At 64.9% G+C, this 20,278-nt stretch carries 17 protein-coding genes; 9 read left to right on the top strand and 8 right to left on the bottom strand.

Going from position 1 to position 20,278, the window contains the following annotated elements; translation table 11 throughout:
* Window positions 1–32 precede the first annotated feature (32 nt).
* From MAB_RS03365 to mnhG, 6 genes are read left to right on the top strand one after another with little or no spacing between them, the layout of a single operon-like run.
* A complete protein-coding gene (locus MAB_RS03365) occupies window positions 33–2,882 on the top strand; it encodes a Na+/H+ antiporter subunit A (protein WP_005113179.1) in 2,850 nt (949 codons plus the stop codon).
* Entirely contained in the window at window positions 2,879–3,343 is a 465-nt protein-coding gene (locus MAB_RS03360) for a Na(+)/H(+) antiporter subunit C (protein WP_005085546.1), read from the top strand. The genes MAB_RS03365 and MAB_RS03360 overlap by 4 nt, the downstream gene beginning before the upstream one ends.
* Window positions 3,344–3,348: 5 nt before the next feature.
* A complete protein-coding gene (locus MAB_RS03355; protein WP_005092260.1) occupies window positions 3,349–4,941 on the top strand; it encodes a Na+/H+ antiporter subunit D in 1,593 nt (530 codons plus the stop codon).
* The gene (locus tag MAB_RS03350; RefSeq protein ID WP_005089085.1) at window positions 4,938–5,516 is read left to right on the top strand and encodes a Na+/H+ antiporter subunit E; all 579 of its coding nucleotides are present in this window, start codon (window positions 4,938–4,940) and stop codon (window positions 5,514–5,516) included. Before MAB_RS03355 ends, MAB_RS03350 begins: the two co-directional genes overlap by 4 nt.
* Complete coding sequence (locus tag MAB_RS03345; protein WP_005064841.1) at window positions 5,513–5,806, top strand: monovalent cation/H+ antiporter complex subunit F; 294 nt, start codon at window positions 5,513–5,515, stop codon at window positions 5,804–5,806. Before MAB_RS03350 ends, MAB_RS03345 begins: the two co-directional genes overlap by 4 nt.
* Window positions 5,803–6,129 (top strand): monovalent cation/H(+) antiporter subunit G, encoded by a 327-nt coding sequence (mnhG, locus tag MAB_RS03340; protein WP_005064840.1) that lies wholly within the window; start codon window positions 5,803–5,805, stop codon window positions 6,127–6,129. Before MAB_RS03345 ends, mnhG begins: the two co-directional genes overlap by 4 nt.
* Here mnhG and MAB_RS03335 read toward each other — a convergent pair.
* The 7 genes from MAB_RS03335 to MAB_RS03305 form a co-directional block, all read right to left on the bottom strand.
* Window positions 6,126–8,042: a MinD/ParA family ATP-binding protein gene (locus MAB_RS03335; protein WP_005113178.1), complete on the bottom strand. Its 1,917-nt coding sequence runs from the start codon at window positions 8,040–8,042 to the stop codon at window positions 6,126–6,128. The genes mnhG and MAB_RS03335 overlap by 4 nt on opposite strands.
* A gap of 6 nt (window positions 8,043–8,048) precedes the next feature.
* On the bottom strand, window positions 8,049–8,198 hold the full coding sequence (locus MAB_RS03330; RefSeq protein WP_005092255.1) for a hypothetical protein: 150 nt from the start codon (window positions 8,196–8,198) through the stop codon (window positions 8,049–8,051).
* Window positions 8,199–8,221: 23 nt separating this feature from the next.
* Window positions 8,222–11,347 carry a MinD/ParA family ATP-binding protein gene (locus MAB_RS03325; RefSeq protein WP_005113177.1) on the bottom strand — a complete coding sequence of 1,042 codons (3,126 nt, stop codon included), beginning with the start codon at window positions 11,345–11,347 and terminating at the stop codon, window positions 8,222–8,224.
* 386 nt (window positions 11,348–11,733) lie between these two features.
* Window positions 11,734–12,813, bottom strand: coding sequence for a 4-hydroxy-2-oxovalerate aldolase (gene dmpG, locus MAB_RS03320; RefSeq protein ID WP_005064836.1), 1,080 nt, complete (start codon window positions 12,811–12,813; stop codon window positions 11,734–11,736).
* Window position 12,814: 1 nt separating this feature from the next.
* The gene (locus MAB_RS03315) at window positions 12,815–13,723 is read right to left on the bottom strand and encodes an acetaldehyde dehydrogenase (acetylating) (protein WP_005064835.1); all 909 of its coding nucleotides are present in this window, start codon (window positions 13,721–13,723) and stop codon (window positions 12,815–12,817) included.
* 10 nt (window positions 13,724–13,733) lie between these two features.
* Window positions 13,734–14,519 (bottom strand): 2-keto-4-pentenoate hydratase, encoded by a 786-nt coding sequence (locus MAB_RS03310; protein ID WP_005113175.1) that lies wholly within the window; start codon window positions 14,517–14,519, stop codon window positions 13,734–13,736.
* Complete coding sequence (locus MAB_RS03305) at window positions 14,512–16,152, bottom strand: FAD-binding protein (RefSeq protein ID WP_005089081.1); 1,641 nt, start codon at window positions 16,150–16,152, stop codon at window positions 14,512–14,514. The genes MAB_RS03310 and MAB_RS03305 overlap by 8 nt, the downstream gene beginning before the upstream one ends.
* Window positions 16,153–16,240: 88 nt before the next feature.
* Between MAB_RS03305 and kstD the strand changes: the two genes are divergently transcribed.
* From kstD to MAB_RS03290, 3 genes are all read left to right on the top strand, one after another.
* Entirely contained in the window at window positions 16,241–17,929 is a 1,689-nt protein-coding gene (gene kstD / locus MAB_RS03300) for a 3-oxosteroid 1-dehydrogenase (protein WP_005072821.1), read from the top strand.
* 9 nt (window positions 17,930–17,938) lie between these two features.
* The gene (locus MAB_RS03295; protein ID WP_005085500.1) at window positions 17,939–18,796 is read left to right on the top strand and encodes a MaoC/PaaZ C-terminal domain-containing protein; all 858 of its coding nucleotides are present in this window, start codon (window positions 17,939–17,941) and stop codon (window positions 18,794–18,796) included.
* 108 nt (window positions 18,797–18,904) lie between these two features.
* Window positions 18,905–19,429, top strand: coding sequence for a hypothetical protein (locus tag MAB_RS03290; RefSeq protein ID WP_012296335.1), 525 nt, complete (start codon window positions 18,905–18,907; stop codon window positions 19,427–19,429).
* Window positions 19,430–19,488: 59 nt separating this feature from the next.
* On the opposite strand, the gene MAB_RS03285 is transcribed toward MAB_RS03290, so the two are convergent.
* On the bottom strand, window positions 19,489–20,214 hold the full coding sequence (locus tag MAB_RS03285) for a hypothetical protein (RefSeq protein ID WP_005113172.1): 726 nt from the start codon (window positions 20,212–20,214) through the stop codon (window positions 19,489–19,491).
* Window positions 20,215–20,278: the final 64 nt, after the last annotated feature.

Below are 20,278 nucleotides of genomic sequence, written 5' to 3'. Positions count from 1 at the left end.
CCCCGCCCAACAACCGATAGACGGGAGTGCCTTTGCTTGCGATTCTGCTTGCCCATGCCCTGGCAGCCGCGGTGGCACCGCTACTTGTGGCGCGCATGGGCCGACTGGCCTTCTATCCCCTGGCCCTGGTTCCCTTTGGTTCGCTGATCTGGGTGTTGGCAAGATGGCCGGGCAACAGTCCGGGTGTCCGCGTCGACATCCCGTGGGTGCCCGAGCTCGCAATGGACATCGCCCTGCGATTCGACGCGCTGGCCGCGATCATGAGCGTGCTCGTGCTCGGTATCGGGTCGCTGGTGCTGTTCTATTGCGCAAGCTACTTCCGGCATCGCGACGGGCACACCGAACCACGCCTGCCTAGCTTCGCTGCCGAGTTGGTGGCGTTCTCCGGCGCCATGTTCGGCCTGGTAATCAGTGACAACCTGCTGGTGCTCTACATCTTCTGGGAGCTGACGACGGTGCTGTCCTTCCTCCTGGTCGGGCATTACGCCGAACGGCTCGCGAGTCGGCGCGCGGCGGTGCAGGCCCTGCTGGTCACGACGGCCGGCGGTTTGGCCATGCTTGTCGGGGTCATCGTGCTCGGTCATGTGGGTGGCAGCTTCCTGCTGTCAGATCTCATCGCGAATCCGCCGACGGGCCTGGCGGCCAGTGTGGGTCTGGTACTGGTGCTGATCGGCGCGTTGAGCAAGTCCGCCATTGTGCCCCTGCACTTTTGGCTGCCCGGAGCCATGGCGGCGCCTACTCCGGTCAGCGCCTACTTGCACGCCGCTGCCATGGTGAAGGCCGGCATCTATCTGTTGGCCCGGATGTCACCGGGGTTCGCGGAGGCCGCCCCGTGGCGGCCGGTGGTCCTGGTCTTGGGTATCGCGACGATGATCCTGGCGGGCTGGCGCGCGCTGCGGGAGTACGACCTCAAGCTGATTCTGGCCTTCGGCACGGTCAGCCAGCTCGGATTTCTGGTGGTACTCACCGGAACCGGTGATCCCGATATCCTGCTGGCCGGGCTGGTCATGCTGTGCGCACACGCCTTGTTCAAGGCCGCACTGTTCATGGTGGTGGGGATCATCGACCACACCGTGGGAACCCGCGATATCCGCAAGCTGGCCTGGCTCGGCAATCGGCAGCCGCCGCTGCTGGTGATCGCCGGAATCGCCGCGGCGAGCATGGCGGGAGTTCCGCTGACCCTCGGATTCGTCGGCAAAGAACTGGCCTTCGCCACCGTATTACACAGTCGGGTACTCGGCTCGGCCGCGCCCTGGGTGTTGGCCGGAATCGTCATCGGTTCGATGTTCACCATCACCTACAGCATGCGGTTCATGTGGGGCGCGTTCGCCCGCAAGGGTTTACCCGAGCCCAGCGCCCGCGTGCAGGGTATGCACACTCCGACTCCCGCATTTCTGACGGCGCCCGCGCTGCTGGCGGTCACGAGCGTGGCGGTCGGCATCTTGCCCGGCTGGCTCAACGGGACCCTGGGTAGCTACGCCGATCCGGTCGACGCTCACATCGCGATCTGGGAAGGATTCGGGATTCCGCTGCTACTCACCGCGATAGCGTTCGCCGTCGGTATTCTCGCGTTCTTCTCGCGCGGACGCCTGCGCCGGGCACGCCTGGCCGTCAACCCGCTCGGCAACGCCGATCGTGGCTATGACGCGGTGCTGCGGGGCGCCGATGTGCTCTCCCAACGACTGACAGCACTGACCCAGCGAGGCTCAATCCCGTTCACACAGGCCACCATTCTGGTGACTCTCGTGATGCTGCCGACGATCGTCCTCGCAGTCGGCGACCGCGACCAAGCACATCTGAAGCTCTGGGATTCACCGTTACAGGGCGTGGTCGGCCTACTGATACTCGCCGCGGCGATCGGCGCTACCGTCATGCGCAACCGTCTGGCCGCGGTGCTGTTGGTGGGCATCACCGGCTACGGAACGGGCACCATCTTCGCCCTGCACGGCGCACCCGACCTGGCGCTGACGCAATTCCTGGTCGAAACCCTGACACTGGTGATTTTCGTGCTGGTGCTGCGTGCGCTGCCCGCCGAATCGGACATACAGCAGGCCAACAGGTTCCGCCTGCCCCGCGCCGTCCTCGCGATCGCGGTCGGCTGCACTGTGACCGCACTCGGGGTGTACGCGATGGCCGCGCGGCGTGATCGCCCGATCGCTGATCTGCTTCCGCAGGCGGCGTATCAGCGCGGCCACGGCGCCAACACCGTCAACGTGCTGTTGGTGGACATCCGTGCCTGGGACACCCTCGGCGAAATTTCCGTGCTACTGGTCGCCGCCACGGGGGTGGCCTCGTTGATGTTCCGGCACCGGCGTTTTGGACGGGCTCCCCGCGTCGGGGACGCAGCCGGTCAACCGGACGTGGTGGTGGCATCCGGAATCTGGCTGCGCGGCAGCGAGCTACGTGATCCCAAACACCGATCGCTGGTGCTCGAAGTGGCGACTCGGCTCATCTTTCCGCTCGTGATGGTGCTGTCGTTCTACTTCTTCTTCGCCGGCCACAACGTTCCCGGTGGAGGGTTCGCCGGGGGACTGACCGCTGGACTGGCACTGGTGCTGCGTTATCTCGCCGGTGGGCGTTACGAGCTGGGTGAGACGCTGCCGTTCGACGCCGGCAAGATCCTCGGCCTCGGCCTGGCATTCTCCGGCGGCGCGGCGCTGTCCTCGATGCTGCTTGGTGCGCCGGTTTTGTCTTCGGCCACAATCCAATTCGACATGCTCGGCTTTGGGCACGTGAAAATCGTGACCGCGATCTTCTTTGATCTGGGCGTATACCTGGTAGTGGTCGGTCTGGTGCTCGACGTGCTGCGCAGCCTGGGCGCACGTCTTGACGTCGAACTCGAGGAGTCGCCACGTACCCGAGCGGGAGCGCGCACATCATGACCAACCTCGGGCTACTCGTCATCATCGGCGCGCTTACCGCGTGCGGCGTCTATCTGATGCTGGAACGCAACCTGACACGCATGGTCTTGGGTCTGCTTCTGATCGGCAACGCGGTCAATCTGCTCATTCTTACGCTGGGCGGGCCCTCCGGCAATCCGCCGATCATCGGACGGCATTCCGATAACCGGACCTCGGTGGCAGATCCCTTGGCCCAGGGCATGATCCTGACCGCAATCGTGATCACCATGGGTGTCGCGGCGTTCACCCTTGCCCTGATCTATCGCATGTTCACCCTGGAAGCCGACGATGTCGTGGACGACGACGCCGAAGACGCGCGCGTTGCCCAGGAGCCCCCGGAGCCGGTCACCGACGGCAAGGACGAACATCGGGACGTATCCGAGTCGCTCGACGAAGACTCACCCGCTGAACTCGACGCATTGCCCACGGGTGAGAAGTCATGAGCACCATGTCTGTTCTGACGCCGCTGCCCGTCCTGGTGCCGACCACCGCCGCGGCACTAACCCTCATCGCCGGCAGACGCCCCCGGTTGCAGCTGTTGATCACGGTCACCGCGTTGACCACGGTGCTCGGAGTCTGTACCGCGTTGCTATACCTCACGGACCGCGACGGCACCTTCGCCCTAGCCGTCGGCGGCTGGGGGCCCACCGAAGAGAAGCTGGGGCCACTCGGAATAACCCTTGTGGTGGATCGCCTTTCGGCGCTGATGCTGGTGGTTTCGGCCATCGTGCTGCTGGCGGTGGTGCTGTACGCGGCCGCTCAGGGTATCCGTGACGGCGACGAACGACAGCCGGTGTCGATCTTCATGCCCACCTACCTGGCGCTGTCGGCCGGAGTGTGCAACGCCTTCCTCGCTGGCGATCTGTTCAACCTCTATGTCGGATTCGAGGTACTACTGGCCGCGAGCTTCGTGCTGTTGACCATCGGTGCCAGCGCCGACAGGGTGCGTGCGGGCATCTCGTATGTGATGGTCTCGATGATGTCCTCGGTGGTCTTCCTGCTGGGCATCGCCTTCGTATATGCGGCGACCGGGACCCTGAATATGGCCGAAATCGCGCTCCGCGCAGACGGTATCCCATCGGGTACCCGAATGGCGATCTTCGCGGTGCTGCTGGTGGGCTTCGCCATCAAGGCTGCCGTGTTCCCGTTGTCCACCTGGCTGCCCGACTCCTACCCCACCGCACCGGCACCGGTGACCGCGGTCTTCGCGGGGTTGCTCACCAAGGTGGGCGTATACGCCATTATTCGCGCGCATTCCCTGCTGTTCCCCGGCGGCGGGCTCAACACCGTGCTGCTGGTGGCGGCGCTGCTCACCATGATCGTCGGCATCCTGGGTGCCATCGCGCAAAGTGATATCAAGCGATTGCTGTCCTTCACCCTGGTCAGCCACATCGGGTACATGATCTTCGGCATCGCGCTGTCCAATGAACTTGGCATGTCGGGTGCCATTTACTACGTGGCACACCACATCATCGTGCAAACCACCTTGTTCCTCGTGGTAGGCCTCATCGAACGCCAGGCGGGGGCATCGTCCCTGAATCGTCTGGGTGGACTCGCCGCCGCGAGCCCGCTGCTTGCCTTCGTGTTCGTGGTTCCCGCCCTGAATCTGGGCGGCATTCCGCCGTTCTCGGGATTCATCGGCAAGGTTGCGCTGTTAGAGGCCGGATCATTGCAGGGCTCGGTGCTGGCCTGGGCCCTCGTCGCCGGCGGCACTATCACCAGCCTGCTGACTCTGTACGCCGTGGCCCGAGTATGGACAAAGGCGTTCTGGCGCCCGCGATCCGACGCCCCGGAGGGAGATCTGGCCGCAGCCGCGCCCACAGCACTTCTCGACGATGCCGAGGATGTCGCGTTTGTGGATCGCGCAGATGTGGGCAGAATTCCGGCCGGCATGCTGGCCCCTACGCTGGGACTGATCGCGGTGGGGGTGGCGCTGACGATCTTCGCCGGGCCCATCATCGCGATCAGCGATCGCGCCGCGGCCGAGGTCCGTGATCGCACGGTATACATCAGCGCTGTCCTCGGGGGTGCACCGCGATGAAGCGACTGGCGCGGTACGGGCCACGTGAAATCGTGCTGCGTGCCTGGACATTGGTGTGGCTCATGCTGGTGTGGACGATGCTCTGGGGCAACTTCTCGGTCGCCAACACCATCAACGGGCTGTTGGTGGCGCTGGTCATCACGGTCCTGCTGCCTATGCCGCGGCTACCGGTCGAGGGCCGCCTGCACGTGGTCTCCATGATCCGGCTGGCATTCACCGTCGGTTGGTACATGGTGCTGTCCAGCCTGCAGGTTGCCTGGTGGGCGATCAGGCCGGGGCCACCACCGCTGAGTGCCGTGCTGCGCGCGCAGCTCTCGGTGAAATCGGACCTGGTGATGGCTCTCCTGATGAACACCTTGACGATCATCCCCGGATCGGTGGTCCTGGAGATCGACCAGGAGCGTCGGCTGGCCTACGTACATGTACTGGATGTGGGCTCGCCCAAAGCCGTTGCAAGTTTTTACGCCCAATTACGGCAATTAGAACGGCTTTTCATCTCGGCGTTTGAACGCGACGTGGATTGGCATCCGGACACTAACCCCTTGCGCGAGTCCGACACGAGGGAGGAAGTATGAGCCTCGTCTGGCATATCGCCGCGGTGTTTCTCGTCGCCGCAGCCAGCATCACGACGTACCGATTACTCGCCGGACCCAACACGTTGGACCGGCTCGTCGCGGTCGATACCCTGGTGGCCGTCACCATGTGCGCACTCGCGGCGTGGGCGGCCTACAGCCTGGATTCCACCGTGCTCTACGGCATGGTCGCGCTGTCCTTGATCAGCTTCCTGGGTTCGGTGAGCGTGACTCGATTCCGGGTGCCCGACACCGCGATAGACCCCGACGACCCCAGGAGTAGGCCGCGATGAACGCGTTCCTCGATGCGATCTCCGGCGTGCTGGTGTTGTTGGGATCGGCACTGGCTCTGACCGCAGCGATGGGTGTGGTGCGGTTCCCTGACACGCTGGCCCGGATGCATGCCGCGTCCAAACCACAGGTGTTGGGCCTGCTGCTGGTCCTGGCCGGCGCCGCCCTGCGGCTACGCGGACATGCCGACGTCAGCATGATCGTGCTCACCGGGCTGTTCACCATCATCACTGCCCCGGTGGTCGCACACCGGGTCGCACGGCTGGCCTACCACGAGCGCAGCGTCCGTGACGACCTGATGACAACCGACGAGCTGGAACGCTAGCCCCAGCTCGTCTGCCGGGTGTTGCCCCCCTCGTAGAAGCCGTCGGCAACCGAGCCGGCGAGTTCCATGAACGCCATCCGGGTCTTCTTACCCATCAAATCCAGTGAGATCTCCGACCCTTCCGACAGATGGTTGTCGAACGGAATGATGTGCACCGCCCTGGCACGAGTCAGGAAGTGCCGGCTCAGCTGTTCGAGGTCGATGGAGGATGCCCCCGGCCGCGACGAGCTGATGGCCACCACCGATTGCCGCACCAAGTGCGAATAACCATGGTGGTCAAGCCAGTCCAGAGTTGCCAGGGCACTGCGCGCACCATCGATGGCCGGCGACGTCACCAAGACGATGGCATTTGCCTCACCCAATACACCGGCCATCGCCGAATGCATGAGGCCAGTGCCGCAGTCGGTCAGGATGATGTTGTAGAACCGCTGCAGTATTCGCATCACCGCGAGGTAGTCGGCCTCGGAGAACAACTCCGACGCCGCCGGATCGCGTTCTGAAGCCAACACCTCCAGACGGCTCGCACTCTGCGAAGTGTGCCTACGCACATCGGAGTACCGGTGAATATCAGGATCGCGCAGCAAGTCTCGCGCGGTTGAACGAGTCTCGTCGGGACCGCGCTGAGCCAGCGTTCCAAAGTCCGGGTTGGCATCCACGGCGATTACGCGATCACCGCGCAGCGAGGCGAAGGTCGCCCCCAAGGAGAAGGTGGTAGTGGTCTTGCCCACACCACCCTTCAGGGACAGCACCGCGATTCGATAGTCGCCGCGGACCGGCAGATTGATCCGGTCGATCAACTCGCTGCGGTGCGATTCCTCCGAGGACTCCCCGGGGTTGATGGCACCACCCGACAACCGGTGAACTGCCTTGCGCCATCCGCTCTTCGGAAGCGGCTTGACCGACCTGATGAGGCCGAGCTGATCGTGACTCGGCCCCTGCGGGCGCGATGGCTGCTGGGGCTGCGGCACCGGCCTGTACACGGGCGCTTCCGGCCGCGCAGCCGTAAACGGAGTCTGGCCCGGAACATAGGGCGCCCGCGGTGGCGCGGCAGGCGCGCTCCAGTCGGCACGCGAAAACGCCGCCGGCGGTGCGGGCGCAAGCGGCGGGCCGGCGGGGGGTGGCGCCCATGATGGCGCGGGCGATGTTGGCGCAGAGGGCATCTGAGGCGCCCGGCCTCCCCACGGGGTGAGGCCTTCCGGAATCATGGCGGACGCGTCGTCGGCCCGTACCTGTGGGGCCGGGTCGGGCGCCACCGGCGCGGGAGGCGCAGGCGGCGGCACCTCGACGGGCGTCTGCTCCTGCGCCGCCTCGTCCAGCCCCTCGGGAGCGGGGGACTGCTCGGCGGGTCGCGCCGGCGCGGGAGCCTCGGGTGCCGGCTGTTCGGGTACCACCGCGGAGGCGGGCCACGCCGGCAGCTGAGTTGCCGGTGCGGGCGGTGGTACAGCGGGTGCGGCCGGTTCCGCCGGAGCTACGGGGGTCGCCGGCTGATCGGTTGGCGGGCCGTAGTAATTCTGTGGCGGCGCATAGTAGTTCTGCGGGGGCGGCTGGTAATTCTGTGGAGGCTGCTGAACCGGCGCACCGTACCCCTGCGGCGGCGCCGGGGGTGCTTGGTTCTGTTGCTGCGGCATGCCGTACGCACTCAGCGGATCCGGTTCCCAGATCGGGTTCATCGGGCGCTGGTGATTACGCTGTCGCCGCGACAACTTGGGAGCCTTCGGCAGTGGAGGCGGCGGCTTGAGCGTCGGCTGCGGGAAGTAGTCAGCGCTCGGCGGCACGAATTCCTGGTTGGAATTCTTGGATCGACGAAATGGGCTGCCCTTGGTATCGCCACCACCCAGCCCGTCGGCTATGGGTTCGCGCCACGGACCGCTCGGTGGTGGCGAATCTGGTGCGTTGTCGTTGGTATCAGCCATGCCAGATCACTTCGCCATCATCGCAAGTAGGTTCTCGGGTCGCTGTGCCCCGAACTGATCGGCGATGTCACGGACCGTTCCCGGGCAGCCAATCGGAATACCGAGCGAGACTACCCCGGCGTCAAAGAGCCGCTGGGTGTCTCTAGCGTCAACCATCTTGCCGTCCTGCCTCTTTCGTGTTATCGCTGCTCATCGCCGCGCACGCGAAGTCGTGGGAAACTCTCGGAAATCGCGCCGGCCAACTTCAGATATGCCGCATTCGTATCGGCGTTGAGCAGGTTGAAGTCGACGTCGGCGCCCTCGGCGAGATGCGGGTCGAACGGGATCATATGTATGGACCGGCAACGCGCCTGGAAATGCTCGTAGACCTTGTCCAGCTTGATCCCCGCGGACCCCGGGCGAGACGCACTCAAGACCACGTGCGCTTCGCGCACTAGCGATGAATACCCGTGCTGCATAAGCCAATCGAGCGTCGCAGAGGCGCTGCGCGCGGAGTCCATCGCGGGAGAGCTCACCAGCACGATGGTGTGGGCGAGGTCGAGCACACCCGCCATCGCCGAGTGCATGATGCCGGTGCCACAGTCCGTCAAGATGATGTTGTAGTACCGCTGCAGGATGTCGATGGTGTTGCGGTAGTCGATCTCGCCAAACGCCTCCGATACCGCTGGATCCTGTTCACTTGCAAGCACTTCCAAGCGGCTGGTCGCCATGCGGGTGTGATTGCGCACGTCGGCGTAACTTCTGATGTTCTGATCGTTGAGCAGATCTCGAACGGTCGACTGCGTCGAATGATCCCGTACGCGTTCGGCCAGCGTTCCGCGGTCAGGGTTCGCGTCGACGGCGATGATCCGGTCCGTGCGGATGGTCGCGAATGCCGAGCCCAATCCCAAAGTGGTGGTTGTCTTTCCCACCCCGCCCTTGATGGACAGCACCGCAATACGGTAGTCGCCCAGGATGGGCTGGCGGATGCTTGCCAGTAACAGGTCCCGCTCGCGATCCTTCCTCGAGTCGCCGGGATTCACCCTTCCGCCGGTTGAACGGTGCACGGCCTTACGCCAACCGGAACGTGGCGCATAGCGCCCACGGTTGATGACCTCGGCCTCGTCAAGAGAGGGGGGCATCCGGTATGCCTGCGGCGCACGGTAATTGGCCGGGGGAGTGCCCCCTTGAGGCGGCGGCGGGTAACCGGCCGGCGGTTCCTGCTGCGCGGCAGACTGCGGCCCCTGTGGCTGCTGGGGCACCCATTGCCATTGGCCCTGAACGCTCGTTGGCTGCGGCGGTGGTTGTGACGGAAACTGTTGCCCACCATAGGGCTGCGGAGCCGCAGGTGCAGGCTGCGGCCATTGCCCCGGGTAAGGCTGGGGCGGGCTCCATCCCGGTGGAACCTGTGCCGCCGGTTCCTGCGCTGGCGGCGCTTGTGTATCAGGTTGCGGTGAGGCGGCAGGCGGCACGTAGTACGCCGGCGTGGCCTGCGGCTCCCCCGTCGCCGCGACTTCCACTGCCGAGCGGTTCTGCCACGGCGACGGCTCCGCCGATCCCGGCTCTGGCGCCACGACGGATATGGATTCCTCCTGTCGATCCGCCGTGGGGGTCTGCGCCGGTGACTCCGGTGCGGCTGACTCCGGTGCTACATCGGCGGTCTCACCAGCCGGCTCCGGATCTACCGCACGCGCCGCCGGGGCTTCCGCCTCGTCGGGAAGCTCGGACTCCAATATCACGTCATCAAGTCCGGCGTCTGCGGGCGCCTCTTCATACACCGCCGGAGCGGAAATCACGATGTCCTCATCGACCAGAGGCGCAAATCCCTCCAACTCAGCAGCGCCGCTGGAGGACGTCGCGGTGTCGGCGGTTTCATCGGCATCGTTGGCGGGTGCGGCGGCCTCCGGCGCAGGTGAACGCACCGGCTCGGGCACCGAGGCCCATGGCGCCACCATCGGCACGAATGGGGCGGGTTCCGGTTCGAATGCGCGGGCCTGCGCATCGGCGGCGTCATGCGCGGCCAATTCCTCGTCGAGTTCGGCACGTCTGGCCTCGATGCGCTGCAGCAGGGCGGCGGCTCTCGCATCGGCGTCACCGCCCCCGGCCGCGGGCGCCGACTCCGGGGGCTCCACGACTTCCGCTGCTGTGGGCTGCTCGACGGCGGGAGGCTGCGGCGCCAGCGAGTCACCGCTATCGGCACTCTCCTCGGGCTTCGGGGATGAGAAATCGGAGGTCTGGTCGGTAGCCGGTTCGTTCCCGGCGGAATTCGGCTCGGGCCGGTCCGCAATGGGGGGCACCGCGGTCACGGCGGCCTCCTGCTCGCCACGCGCGCCGACAGCCTCCTGGTCCACCGCGGGAACGTCGTCTTCGGGCTCAGGCGCGGTGAAACCGAGCGTGGGGGTGGGCGCGGGCTCCTCCGATGGCGACTCAACCGCCGCCTGTGCCTCCCCGAGCGCCTCCGTGGGGCCGTCGGGAGTGCTGGCGGCGACTTCCGGCGGCGTAAAGCTGAGAGCAGCTGCGGGCGCGGCTGCGGGCTCTGCCTCGGGCGCTGAGTGACGCCGGTGACGCTCAAGCTCGTCATCGGTGATGCTCTCGTCGAGGCTCATCTGGCGCAGCTGCGCCTCCAGCAGGCTGAATCGCGAGAATGGATCCGCGCTACCGGAGTCGACGACAACCCGTTCCGGGCCGGTCACAGGCTGCTCGGGGCGGGGTACGACCGGACGCGTCACCTCCGGCGTGGCGGCGGCCTGCAGGGGAGGCTCCGGCTCACCGGTGACGGCCAGGGCCGACTCAACCACGGGGTTGGAGGCGGGGACCTCGGGCTCCTGTTCGGGCATTGCCGAGGACTCGACGGGCACCGACGACGAGAGTTGCTCGACCTGCGGCGTGGGCTGCGGCTCCGGGGCCACGTCCGCGCTGGGGCCTCTAACGATGCGCGGGGCCTGCGCGTCAGACTCTGCAACCGGGCCGGGGACGGCGATCGGCTCGCTCGCCGATGACGAATCGTCAGCAGGCTCCGCGCGACGCGGTGGCGTGTAGTACTTGGACAGGTCGGACACCGGCTGGTCGCCGTCGGCACTTTCATCACCCGATGTGAGGGTCGGACGCCCTTGCCCGGAAAGCTTCACCGATTCCGCGCTGGGTTTCTGCGCGGCCGTCTTGGGCGCGGACGGCCACTCGGTCTCGTGGGTTAACGATTCGTCGTTGGGTTCGCCCTCATCGGGATTGCGCTTTTTGCGCCGCAACGACCGAAGAAAGCCTCGTTGTTCGTCTTCTTCGGGCAGCCATGGGGGACGGGGTGGTGCGCCACGATCCTGCTTGGGCAACGTCCCCCTCCCCTTCCTCAATCGCTAAATCACCGTAGAGTTCGATGGTACTCAGTAGCTAGCGCACGGGTATCAAGACTGGTTACCCAACCGAATAAACCCCCACACTCAACCAGCAGCTTAAGGGAGATTGCGATGTCCCCGCAGCGTTCGGTGCGATCCCATGCCGAGTCGATACCGGCAGCAGGGCATGCCCGCCGACCGCTACTTGGACCACCACGCGCTGGCTAAGCAACGGCGGCGCCTTAGCCGCCAGCCCCCGACTGCCAGCTTGCAGCTCGCGAATCTGAGGCAATTCTACGGTGCCGGACCACGCTCGACCCCGGCGACCGAGGTCTGCGGCACCGACCTGGGTACAGTCGCCGAGGTCGTCGATCCGGGAGCGCCTACTGCCCGTTCGCGGCATTCTCCCGCTGGATCTCCAGCGCGATGTCGATGAGCTGGTCCTCCTGCCCACCGATCAGCTTGCGTTCGCCGGCACGGTGCAGCAGCTGATGCGCGGGTACCCCATACCGCTCACCCTGACGGATGGCGTGCTTGAGGAAGCTGGAGTACACACCGCTATAACCCATGATCAGCGCATTGCGATCCAGCAGGCATTCCGCGGGCATCGCGGGCGCCACAACCTCTTCGGCGGCGTCGGCGATATCGAAGAAGTCGATGCCCGTCTTCACACCGATCTTGTCGAACACACCGATAAGCGCCTCCACCGGAGCATTGCCTGCACCGGCGCCGAATCGCCTTGTGCTGCCGTCAATCTGCTTGGCGCCGGCGCGCACCGCCTCGATGGAGTTGGCGACACCAAGCCCGAGGTTCTCATGCCCATGAAAACCCACTTGAGCATCCGACCCCAATTCCGCCACTACCGCGGCGACCCGGTCGGCCACTCCGTCCAGGACCAACGCACCCGCGGAATCCACCACGTATACGCACTGGCAGCCGGCGTCTGCCATTATCCGTGCCTGCTTGGCCAATTTCTCCGGCGAGATGGTGTGCGACATCATCAGGAAGCCAACGGTTTCCAGACCGCGCTCACGGGCGAGCCCGAAGTGTTGGATCGAGACGTCGGCCTCGGTGCAGTGAGTGGCTATGCGACAGATCGACCCGCCGTTGCCCTGCGCCTCGATGATGTCTTCCTTGGTGCCTACGCCCGGCAGCATCAGGAAGGCGATCTTGGCATTCGTCGCGGTCTGGGCGGCAAGCTTGATCAGTTCCTGCTCAGGGGTTTTCGAGAATCCGTAGTTGAACGAGGATCCGCCCAGGCCGTCGCCGTGAGTCACCTCGATGACGGGGACGCCGGCGCCGTCCAGCGCCGCCACGATAGCCCGCACCTCATCCGCGGTGAATTGATGCCGCTTGTGGTGCGAGCCATCACGCAACGACGTATCGGTGACCCGCACGTCCCATGCGGCGTCGAAGAAGATGCCGTCGGTGCCCAAGAGCTGAGTGCTGGTGTCCGAACCCATTTCACGAAACCTTTGCAGATAGAAGTTCTTTGGCGATTTCCTCGCCGACCTTGGTCGCGGCCGCGGTCATGATGTCCAGGTTTCCGGCATACGGCGGCAAGAAGTCACCGGCGCCCTCAACCTCGACGAAGGTAGTGACGACATGGTTGCCGCCGTTGACCACCGACGGCTCATCGAACTGCGGCTCATTGAGCAGCCGGTATCCGGGCACGTACTGCTGAACCTGGCTCACCACATCGTGAATCGACGCGGCAATCGCCGCACGGTCCGCGTCCTCAGGAATTGCGCAGAAAATTGTGTCGCGCATGATCATCGGCGGATCCGCGGGGTTCAGGATGATGATCGCCTTTCCGCGCTTGGCGCCTCCGATCACCTCCACCCCCTTGGACGTGGTCTTGGTGAACTCGTCGATGTTGGCGCGCGTTCCGGGTCCTGCGGACACCGAGGCGACCGAGGCGACGATCTCGGCGTAAGGCACCTCGACAACGCGCGACACCGCGTACACGATCGGAATCGTCGCCTGGCCACCACAGGTGATCATGTTGACGTTCGGAGCATCAAGGTGGGCGCGCAGATTCGCGGGCGGCACAACGGCTGGTCCCACCGCCGCGGGAGTCAGATCGATGGCCCGGATGCCCGCTTCCTCATAGCGTGGCGCGGCGGCCTTGTGCACGTAGGCGGACGTTGCCTCGAAGACCAGATCCGGCTTCTCGTCCTGCCCAAGCAACCAGTCCACACCCTCGTGCGAGGTTTCCAGACCGAAACCGCGGGCACGCTTGAGACCTTCGGACTCGGGGTCGATGCCGATCATCCACCGCGGCTCCAGCCACTCGGAACGCTGCAATTTGTACAGCAGGTCGGTGCTGATGTTTCCCGAACCGACGATCGCTACAGATGCCTTTGACGCCACAATCTCTCCTCTACTCGAAAGCCAGTCGGACCGAACCAAGTCCGGCGAACTCGGCTAAAAACTCGTCGCCCGGATGCGCGTCGAACGCCCGCGTGCACGAACCTGGCAGCACCACGTCGCCAGCCCGCAGACGCACCCCGAACGAGGCCACCTTGCGTGCCAGCCATGCCACCGATGTCACCGGATTACCCAGTACCGCATCGCTTCTCCCCTCGGCCAACTTCTCACCGTTGCAGGTCAGCACCGCGTCGATCGACTTGATGTCGATGTCCTTGGGTGAAACCCGTTGCTTACCAACGACAAACCCCGCAGAGGAGGCGTTGTCAGCGATGGTGTCGCAGATCTTGATCTGCCAGTTGGTGATCCGGCTGTCCACCACCTCGATGGACGGCACGTACGCCGCGGTCGCGGCCAGCACATCGTCCTCGGTGCAATCTTCGCCGGGCAGGTCTGCGGCCAGGATGAACCCGACCTCCACCTCAACCCGCGGGAACAGGAACTTGGACGCCGAGGCCGCCACATCCTCGAACAGCTCCATATCGGCCAACAGATGCCCATAGTCCGGCTCGTGGACGCCCATCATCTTCTGCATCGCCTCGGACGATAGGCCCACCTTGTGCCCCACGACCTTGGCGCCGTCCGCTAGACGGGAGCGAATATTCATGAGCTGGATCTCATAGGCGTCGACCACGTCAAAATCCGGATGCGTGTCGGTGGGCGGCGCGATCGCCACTCGGGTGCGCTCGGCCTCGGCCAGGTCGGCCGCGATCGAATCGCGTACCTCGGAACTAAGCATCTATACGCCTTCCAGTCTCGGTCCCGGCCCGGCGTCCGGAGAAGACGCAGTCGGCCAGGGACAATCCGCTCACATACGAATTTGAGCAGATACCGACCGCCGCACGCCCGGCGGCATAGAGCCCCGGGATCGCCGCGCCCGACGTGGTCTGCACGGCACCAGTCTCCTCGTCCACGACCAGACCGCCAAGAGTCAGCATCGGACACGGATTGAGCATGTTGGTCTTGATGGACACGTTGAACAGATAGAACGGCGCCCGCTCAATGGGCACCCTGATGTCATCGGGCTTCCCCAGCGGATCGGGGGTGCCACCGGCAATGGCCCGGTTGTGTTCGGATACGGTGCGCGCCAATCCTTCCGGGTCGATACCAGCCTTGGCTGCCAGCTCCTCGATGGACCCGGCCTTCTTGCGCCCCACGTTGAGGAACGCCTCGGCCTGAATCCGCTGAAACCACAGCGTCTGCGATCCCAACTGTTGGCGGGCCCGCTTCACCAACGGCTGGTCGGCAACCAGATATCCCACTCCGCCGGCCGTACGCACAATCTCCTTGCCCAAGGCCGCTCCATAGCGAGACTCGTCAATCATCCTCTGCCCCTTGGTATCTACCAGCAAGGAACCCAGGAAAGCGGCAGGCGGCACAATAAACCGCCAGGCCGAGATCTCATCGAGATGCCCCGTTGCCGCGCCCAACGGCTCGGCCAGCTTCAGTGCGGTTCCGTCGTCGCCGGCGGTGCCGAGCTCGAGCCCGTCCAGATAGGCCGGAGCATGCCGCCGTACGAGCTCACGATTGGCGATAAAACCACCGGACGACAGGATCACTCCGTCGTCGGCACGGATCTCAAATGGCTTGGCGAACCGGCGCTCCAACGCATATGCGGGGCCTTCGAGCGTCTTTCGCATCGGCGGGTAGTAGATGCCCGGCTTGGTCGCGTAGTGCGTAAGACGCGAGTACAACCGGCGGGCCCAGGCCGGCGCGTCCTTCAGCGTCATCCCGCGCACCCCGACAACGCGCCCCTCCTCGACGACCAGCCCGGTGACCCTGGTCTGCCGCCACACGTCGGCCCCCAAACGCTCCGCAGAATCCGCCAAGGGCGCAAACAACGCCTTACCGGACACCCCCCGGCCAAAGGCACGGTGCCCGCGCTGGCGGGGCGGGGTGGCGGCACGCGCCATGCCGGAGGATTCACTGCCGGAAAAGTAGAGGTAGTAGTCGTCAGTCGGGTACGAAGTCTTGAAAGGTGCCAGCGAACCTTCGAACGGAACTCCGTAACCTTGCAGCCAATTCAGAGTGTCCACGCTGCCGTCGACGAATTTCTGAAGCGTCTCGGGTTTGACGGCATCGCCGACCTCAAGCCGCAGGTACTCCAGCATCAGCTCCGGAGTGTCCTCGACCCCGGCGTCACGCTGAATATTAGTGCCGCCGCCGGCGTAATAAATGCCTCCTGAGATGGCCGAAGCTCCGCCACCATCGAATCGCTCAAGGATGATCACGGACGCCCCGCGCTCCAGGGCCGCCAGTGCGGCGGACGCACCCGCCACCCCATACCCGACGATGATGACATCGGCCGACGGCATGTCCGAACGACCCGGCACGGGGCCTCCCTCATCGTCGTGTAGCCAAAACAGCAACATGTTTCTGTTTTCACCGCAACATCACAGCGTCCGGGCGATGAAACCACAGGCCAGCGCCGGTAGCGCCAGGCCGCCTCAATTCTATAACGTGTTCTACATGACTGAGCAGGAGTACGACGTCGTCGTCGTCGGGAGTGGTGGTGCCGGCATGGTTGCGGCGCTCACCGCGGCACACAACGGGCTGAGCACCGTACTGATCGAAAAGGCCCCCCACTTCGGTGGATCGACGGCCCGCTCCGGCGGTGGCGTCTGGATCCCCAACAATGAGGTCCTCAAGAAAGCTCGCCAGACCGATACTCCCGAGGCCGCCCGCGAGTACCTCTACAGCATCATCGGCGACGTCGTTCCGCGCGAGAAGATCGATACCTACCTCGATCGCGGGCCGGAGATGCTCTCATTCGTTCTCGCGAACTCCCCGCTGAAGCTCGACTGGGTGCCCAACTACTCCGACTACTACCCCGAAGCCCCGGGCGGACGTGCCGCCGGTCGCTCGGTGGAGCCAAAGCCCTTCGACGCGAAGAAGCTCGGCGACGAGCTGCCCAACTTGGAGCCGCCGTACGGCAAGGTTCCCTTGAACGTCGTGGTGCGCCAGCAGGATTACGTCCGGCTCAATCAGCTCAAGCGCCACCCGCGCGGAGTGCTGCGCAGCCTGCGGGTGGGGGTGCGTACCTTCTGGGCCCAGGGCACCGGTAAGAAACTGGTCGGCATGGGGCGGGCGCTCTCGGCCGCACTGCGTATCGGCCTGCGCGACGCCGGAGTGCCGGTCAAGCTCAATACCGCCCTCACCGACCTCTATATCGAGGACGGGACCGTCAGGGGCGTCTACGTGCGCGAGACCGGGGCTCCCGAAGCCTCCGAACCGACCCTCATCCGGGGGCGTCGCGGCGTCATTCTCGCCTCCGGCGGTTTCGAGCACAACGAGCAGATGCGCGTGAAGTACCAGCGTGCGCCCATCACCACCGAGTGGACCGTGGGCGCCAAGGCCAACACCGGTGATGGCATCCTGGCCGCCGAAAAGCTCGGAGCCGCACTGGAGTTCATGGAGGACTCGTGGTGGGGCCCCACGGTTCCGTTGGTCGGCCGGCCATGGTTCGCGCTGTCCGAGCGCAACTCCCCCGGATCGATCATCGTCAACTCGTCGGGCAAGCGCTTCATGAACGAGTCGCTGCCCTACGTCGAGGCCACTCACCGGATGTACGGCGGCCAGTACGGCCAGGGGCCCGGCCCGGGCGAGAACCTGCCTGCGTGGCTCGTCTTCGACCAGGAGTACCGCAACCGTTATATCTTCGCCGGATTGCAGCCGGGGCAGAAGATTCCAAGTAAGTGGATCGAATCGGGCGTCATCGTCAAGGCCGACACCATTGAGGAATTGGCGAAGAAGGCGAATCTCCCCGTCGAGGAATTACGCGCCACCATCGAGCGATTCAACGGCTTCGCCCGCAGCGGTGTCGACGAGGACTTCGGCCGCGGCAAGAGCGCGTACGACCGCTACTACGGTGACCCCACCAACAAGCCGAACCCCAACCTCGGCGCGCTGACCAAGGCTCCGTTCTATGCGGCCAAGATGGTGCCGGGAGACCTGGGCACCAAGGGCGGCGTGCGTACCGACGTCAAGGGGCGTGTGCTGCGCGACGACAACAGCGTCATCGAAGGCCTTTATGCCGCAGGCAATGTCAGCACCCCGGTGATGGGCCACACCTACGCCGGTCCCGGCGCCACCATCGGCCCGGCGATGACGTGGGGCTACCTCGCCGCGCTCGATATCGCCGGGAAGTAGGGTCCGAATATGCCTATCAATGTCGATATCGCGCTGGGCGCGGCTACCGAACCGGCCGAATTTTCGTGGACTGCGTCCGATGTGCAGCTGTATCACCTGGCGATCGGTGCCGGTGCCGATCCGGTGAGCGAGACCGAGCTGCGCTACCTGCAGGACAAGACCCCGCAGGTACTGCCCACCTTCGCGACCGTCGCCTCGGGCTTCCACGCGGTGGAGCCGCCCAAGGTGTCCTTTCCGGGGATCGAGATCGACCTGGCCAAGATCCTGCACGGCACCGAACAGGTGACTGCGCACCGGCCGCTCCCACCGTCAGGCACCGCCCGCTCCGAGGGCAAGGTCGTGGAAATCTGGGATAAGGGCAAGGCTGCCGTCATCGTCACGGAGACGACGACATCCGATGATCAGGGCCCCCTCTGGACCATCCGTCGTTCGATCTTCGCCCGCGGTGAAGGTGGCTTCGGCGGCGAGCGCGGTCCTTCTTCCCACGGCGGCGTTCCCGAACGCGACGCCGACCTCGAGGTGTCCACGCACATCCTGCCGCAGCAGGCGCTGCTGTATCGGCTGTGTGGTGACCGTAATCCGTTGCACTCCGATCCGGCCTTCGCGGCAGCGGCCGGGTTCCCCCGCCCCATCCTGCATGGGCTGTGCAGCTACGGCGTGGTGTGCAAGGCAGCGGTCGACGCGGCGCTGGACGGGGACGTCTCGCGCGTGACGTCGTATGCCGCGAAGTTCGCCGGAGTGGTGTTTCCAGGCGAGACCCTGAAGACCCGCATCTGGAAGGAAGACGGCAAGCTGCTGATCTCCGCGGTGGTTGCTGACCGGGAAGATGCCCCCGCGCTCGCCGATGTGGAGCTCACCCACTCCTGACCTCGTTCCCGTTGCCATCCCACGCCCGACAGTAACTACACGCACGTTTTCTGCCGGAAATCTGTGGGTGCGGTTACGCTGGCGGCGTCGGCGGTGCATAATTTGCCCATGACTCGCTGGACCGGCCTGATGGTGGCCGCTATTACGCTGACCACGGGCGGTATCGCCGCCTCTACCGCGGTCGCGCCAAATGTCGCATGCGCTTGCTCCTGCGTGGATGTCCGAAAGGACTCGGCATCGATCAAAGAGTGGCTGGGACACGCGCAAGCCATCTTTGTGGGCACACCCACCGACACCCAGCTGATCAGTGATCCGGAGACCGGCAGGACGATCTACCAGTTCGCTGTCCGAGAGGTCTACAAGGGCGACGTCGGGCCGACCACCACCGTCAAGGTCGAAAACTTCGGCCCGACCTGTGGTCGCAGCTACGACATCGGCACCGAGTACTTCGTCGTGGCGGGCAAGCCCGACGAAATCCCCCACGACACCCGCCCGAACGCCCCCGCCGCCTATGGCGACAACCGATGCTCACTGACACAGGTCGCGGCCGGTTCAGATCTGCCCGGCCCCGCACAGACGGCGTACGGCACCCCACACGCGCCGACCGGACCGGCCGTCACGCTGCCCGGATAACGCTCACTACAGATAATCGGTTTCCACCCATACAGACACCCACCAACAGCAATGCAGCCTTATAGCTCCCGGATGCCAGCGCCTAACCACTCACGAAGCGCCCGCGCATCTGCCCCGTCCCCTAAGGGGAACCCGCCGGCTTTGAAGACCCAGTTGAGATAGGAAACGAAGCTCATGTGCCGGCCGCCCATGTTGACAGTGCCATCTGCGTAGGCGTCAGGTACGAAGATCCCATACGGCTCATCGCCACTAATGTTGGCCTTGTGTAGCCGATCTGGGGCGAAATCCATTTGAAACGAACCAATCCCGCTCTTCAACCACTCCTCGTGCTCGCCCTCGTAGTATGAGTAAGCCACCGAGTGGCCGCCCGAATACGCGCCCTCGAACTCGACTACCAGAGGGTCAGACTGGTGGATGCCCAGCCAACGTGGGTGGCTACCCACCAGCCATACGTCCCCCACAAACTCGATCCAAGACGCCACAGTGAGCGGAATAGGCCCGAGTTTCTCTGTTAGCTGCGCGACGAACACTCGCGAATCTTCACCAGCAGGTATGAACGGAACTCGCGACTTCCGCTCATTGCCGTTGGTGTGAGCAACAAACCCGCTGTCAACGAGCCGATCCGCTATCAACTCGATATTCCGTCGCGCGCGTATTGCCATCGTGTGCGCAACCTCTGTGGCATCTTCCAGATATCGAGGTTCACGAACACGAGACCCCAACTGCCACAGATCACGCCACACCTCGACCGTCTCGCCATTGCGATACCTCTCCGAGTAGCTCACCCGGCGACTGTAACCGCATACACAGAAATCGCCCGAGATACGCGCGTGCGGTTACGTTCGGCGC

This window comes from Mycobacteroides abscessus ATCC 19977 (assembly GCF_000069185.1).
GTDB lineage: Bacteria > Actinomycetota > Actinomycetes > Mycobacteriales > Mycobacteriaceae > Mycobacterium > Mycobacterium abscessus.
The sequence above is the reverse complement of the archived record's forward strand: the minus strand, read 5'-3'. Positions and strand labels throughout refer to the sequence as shown.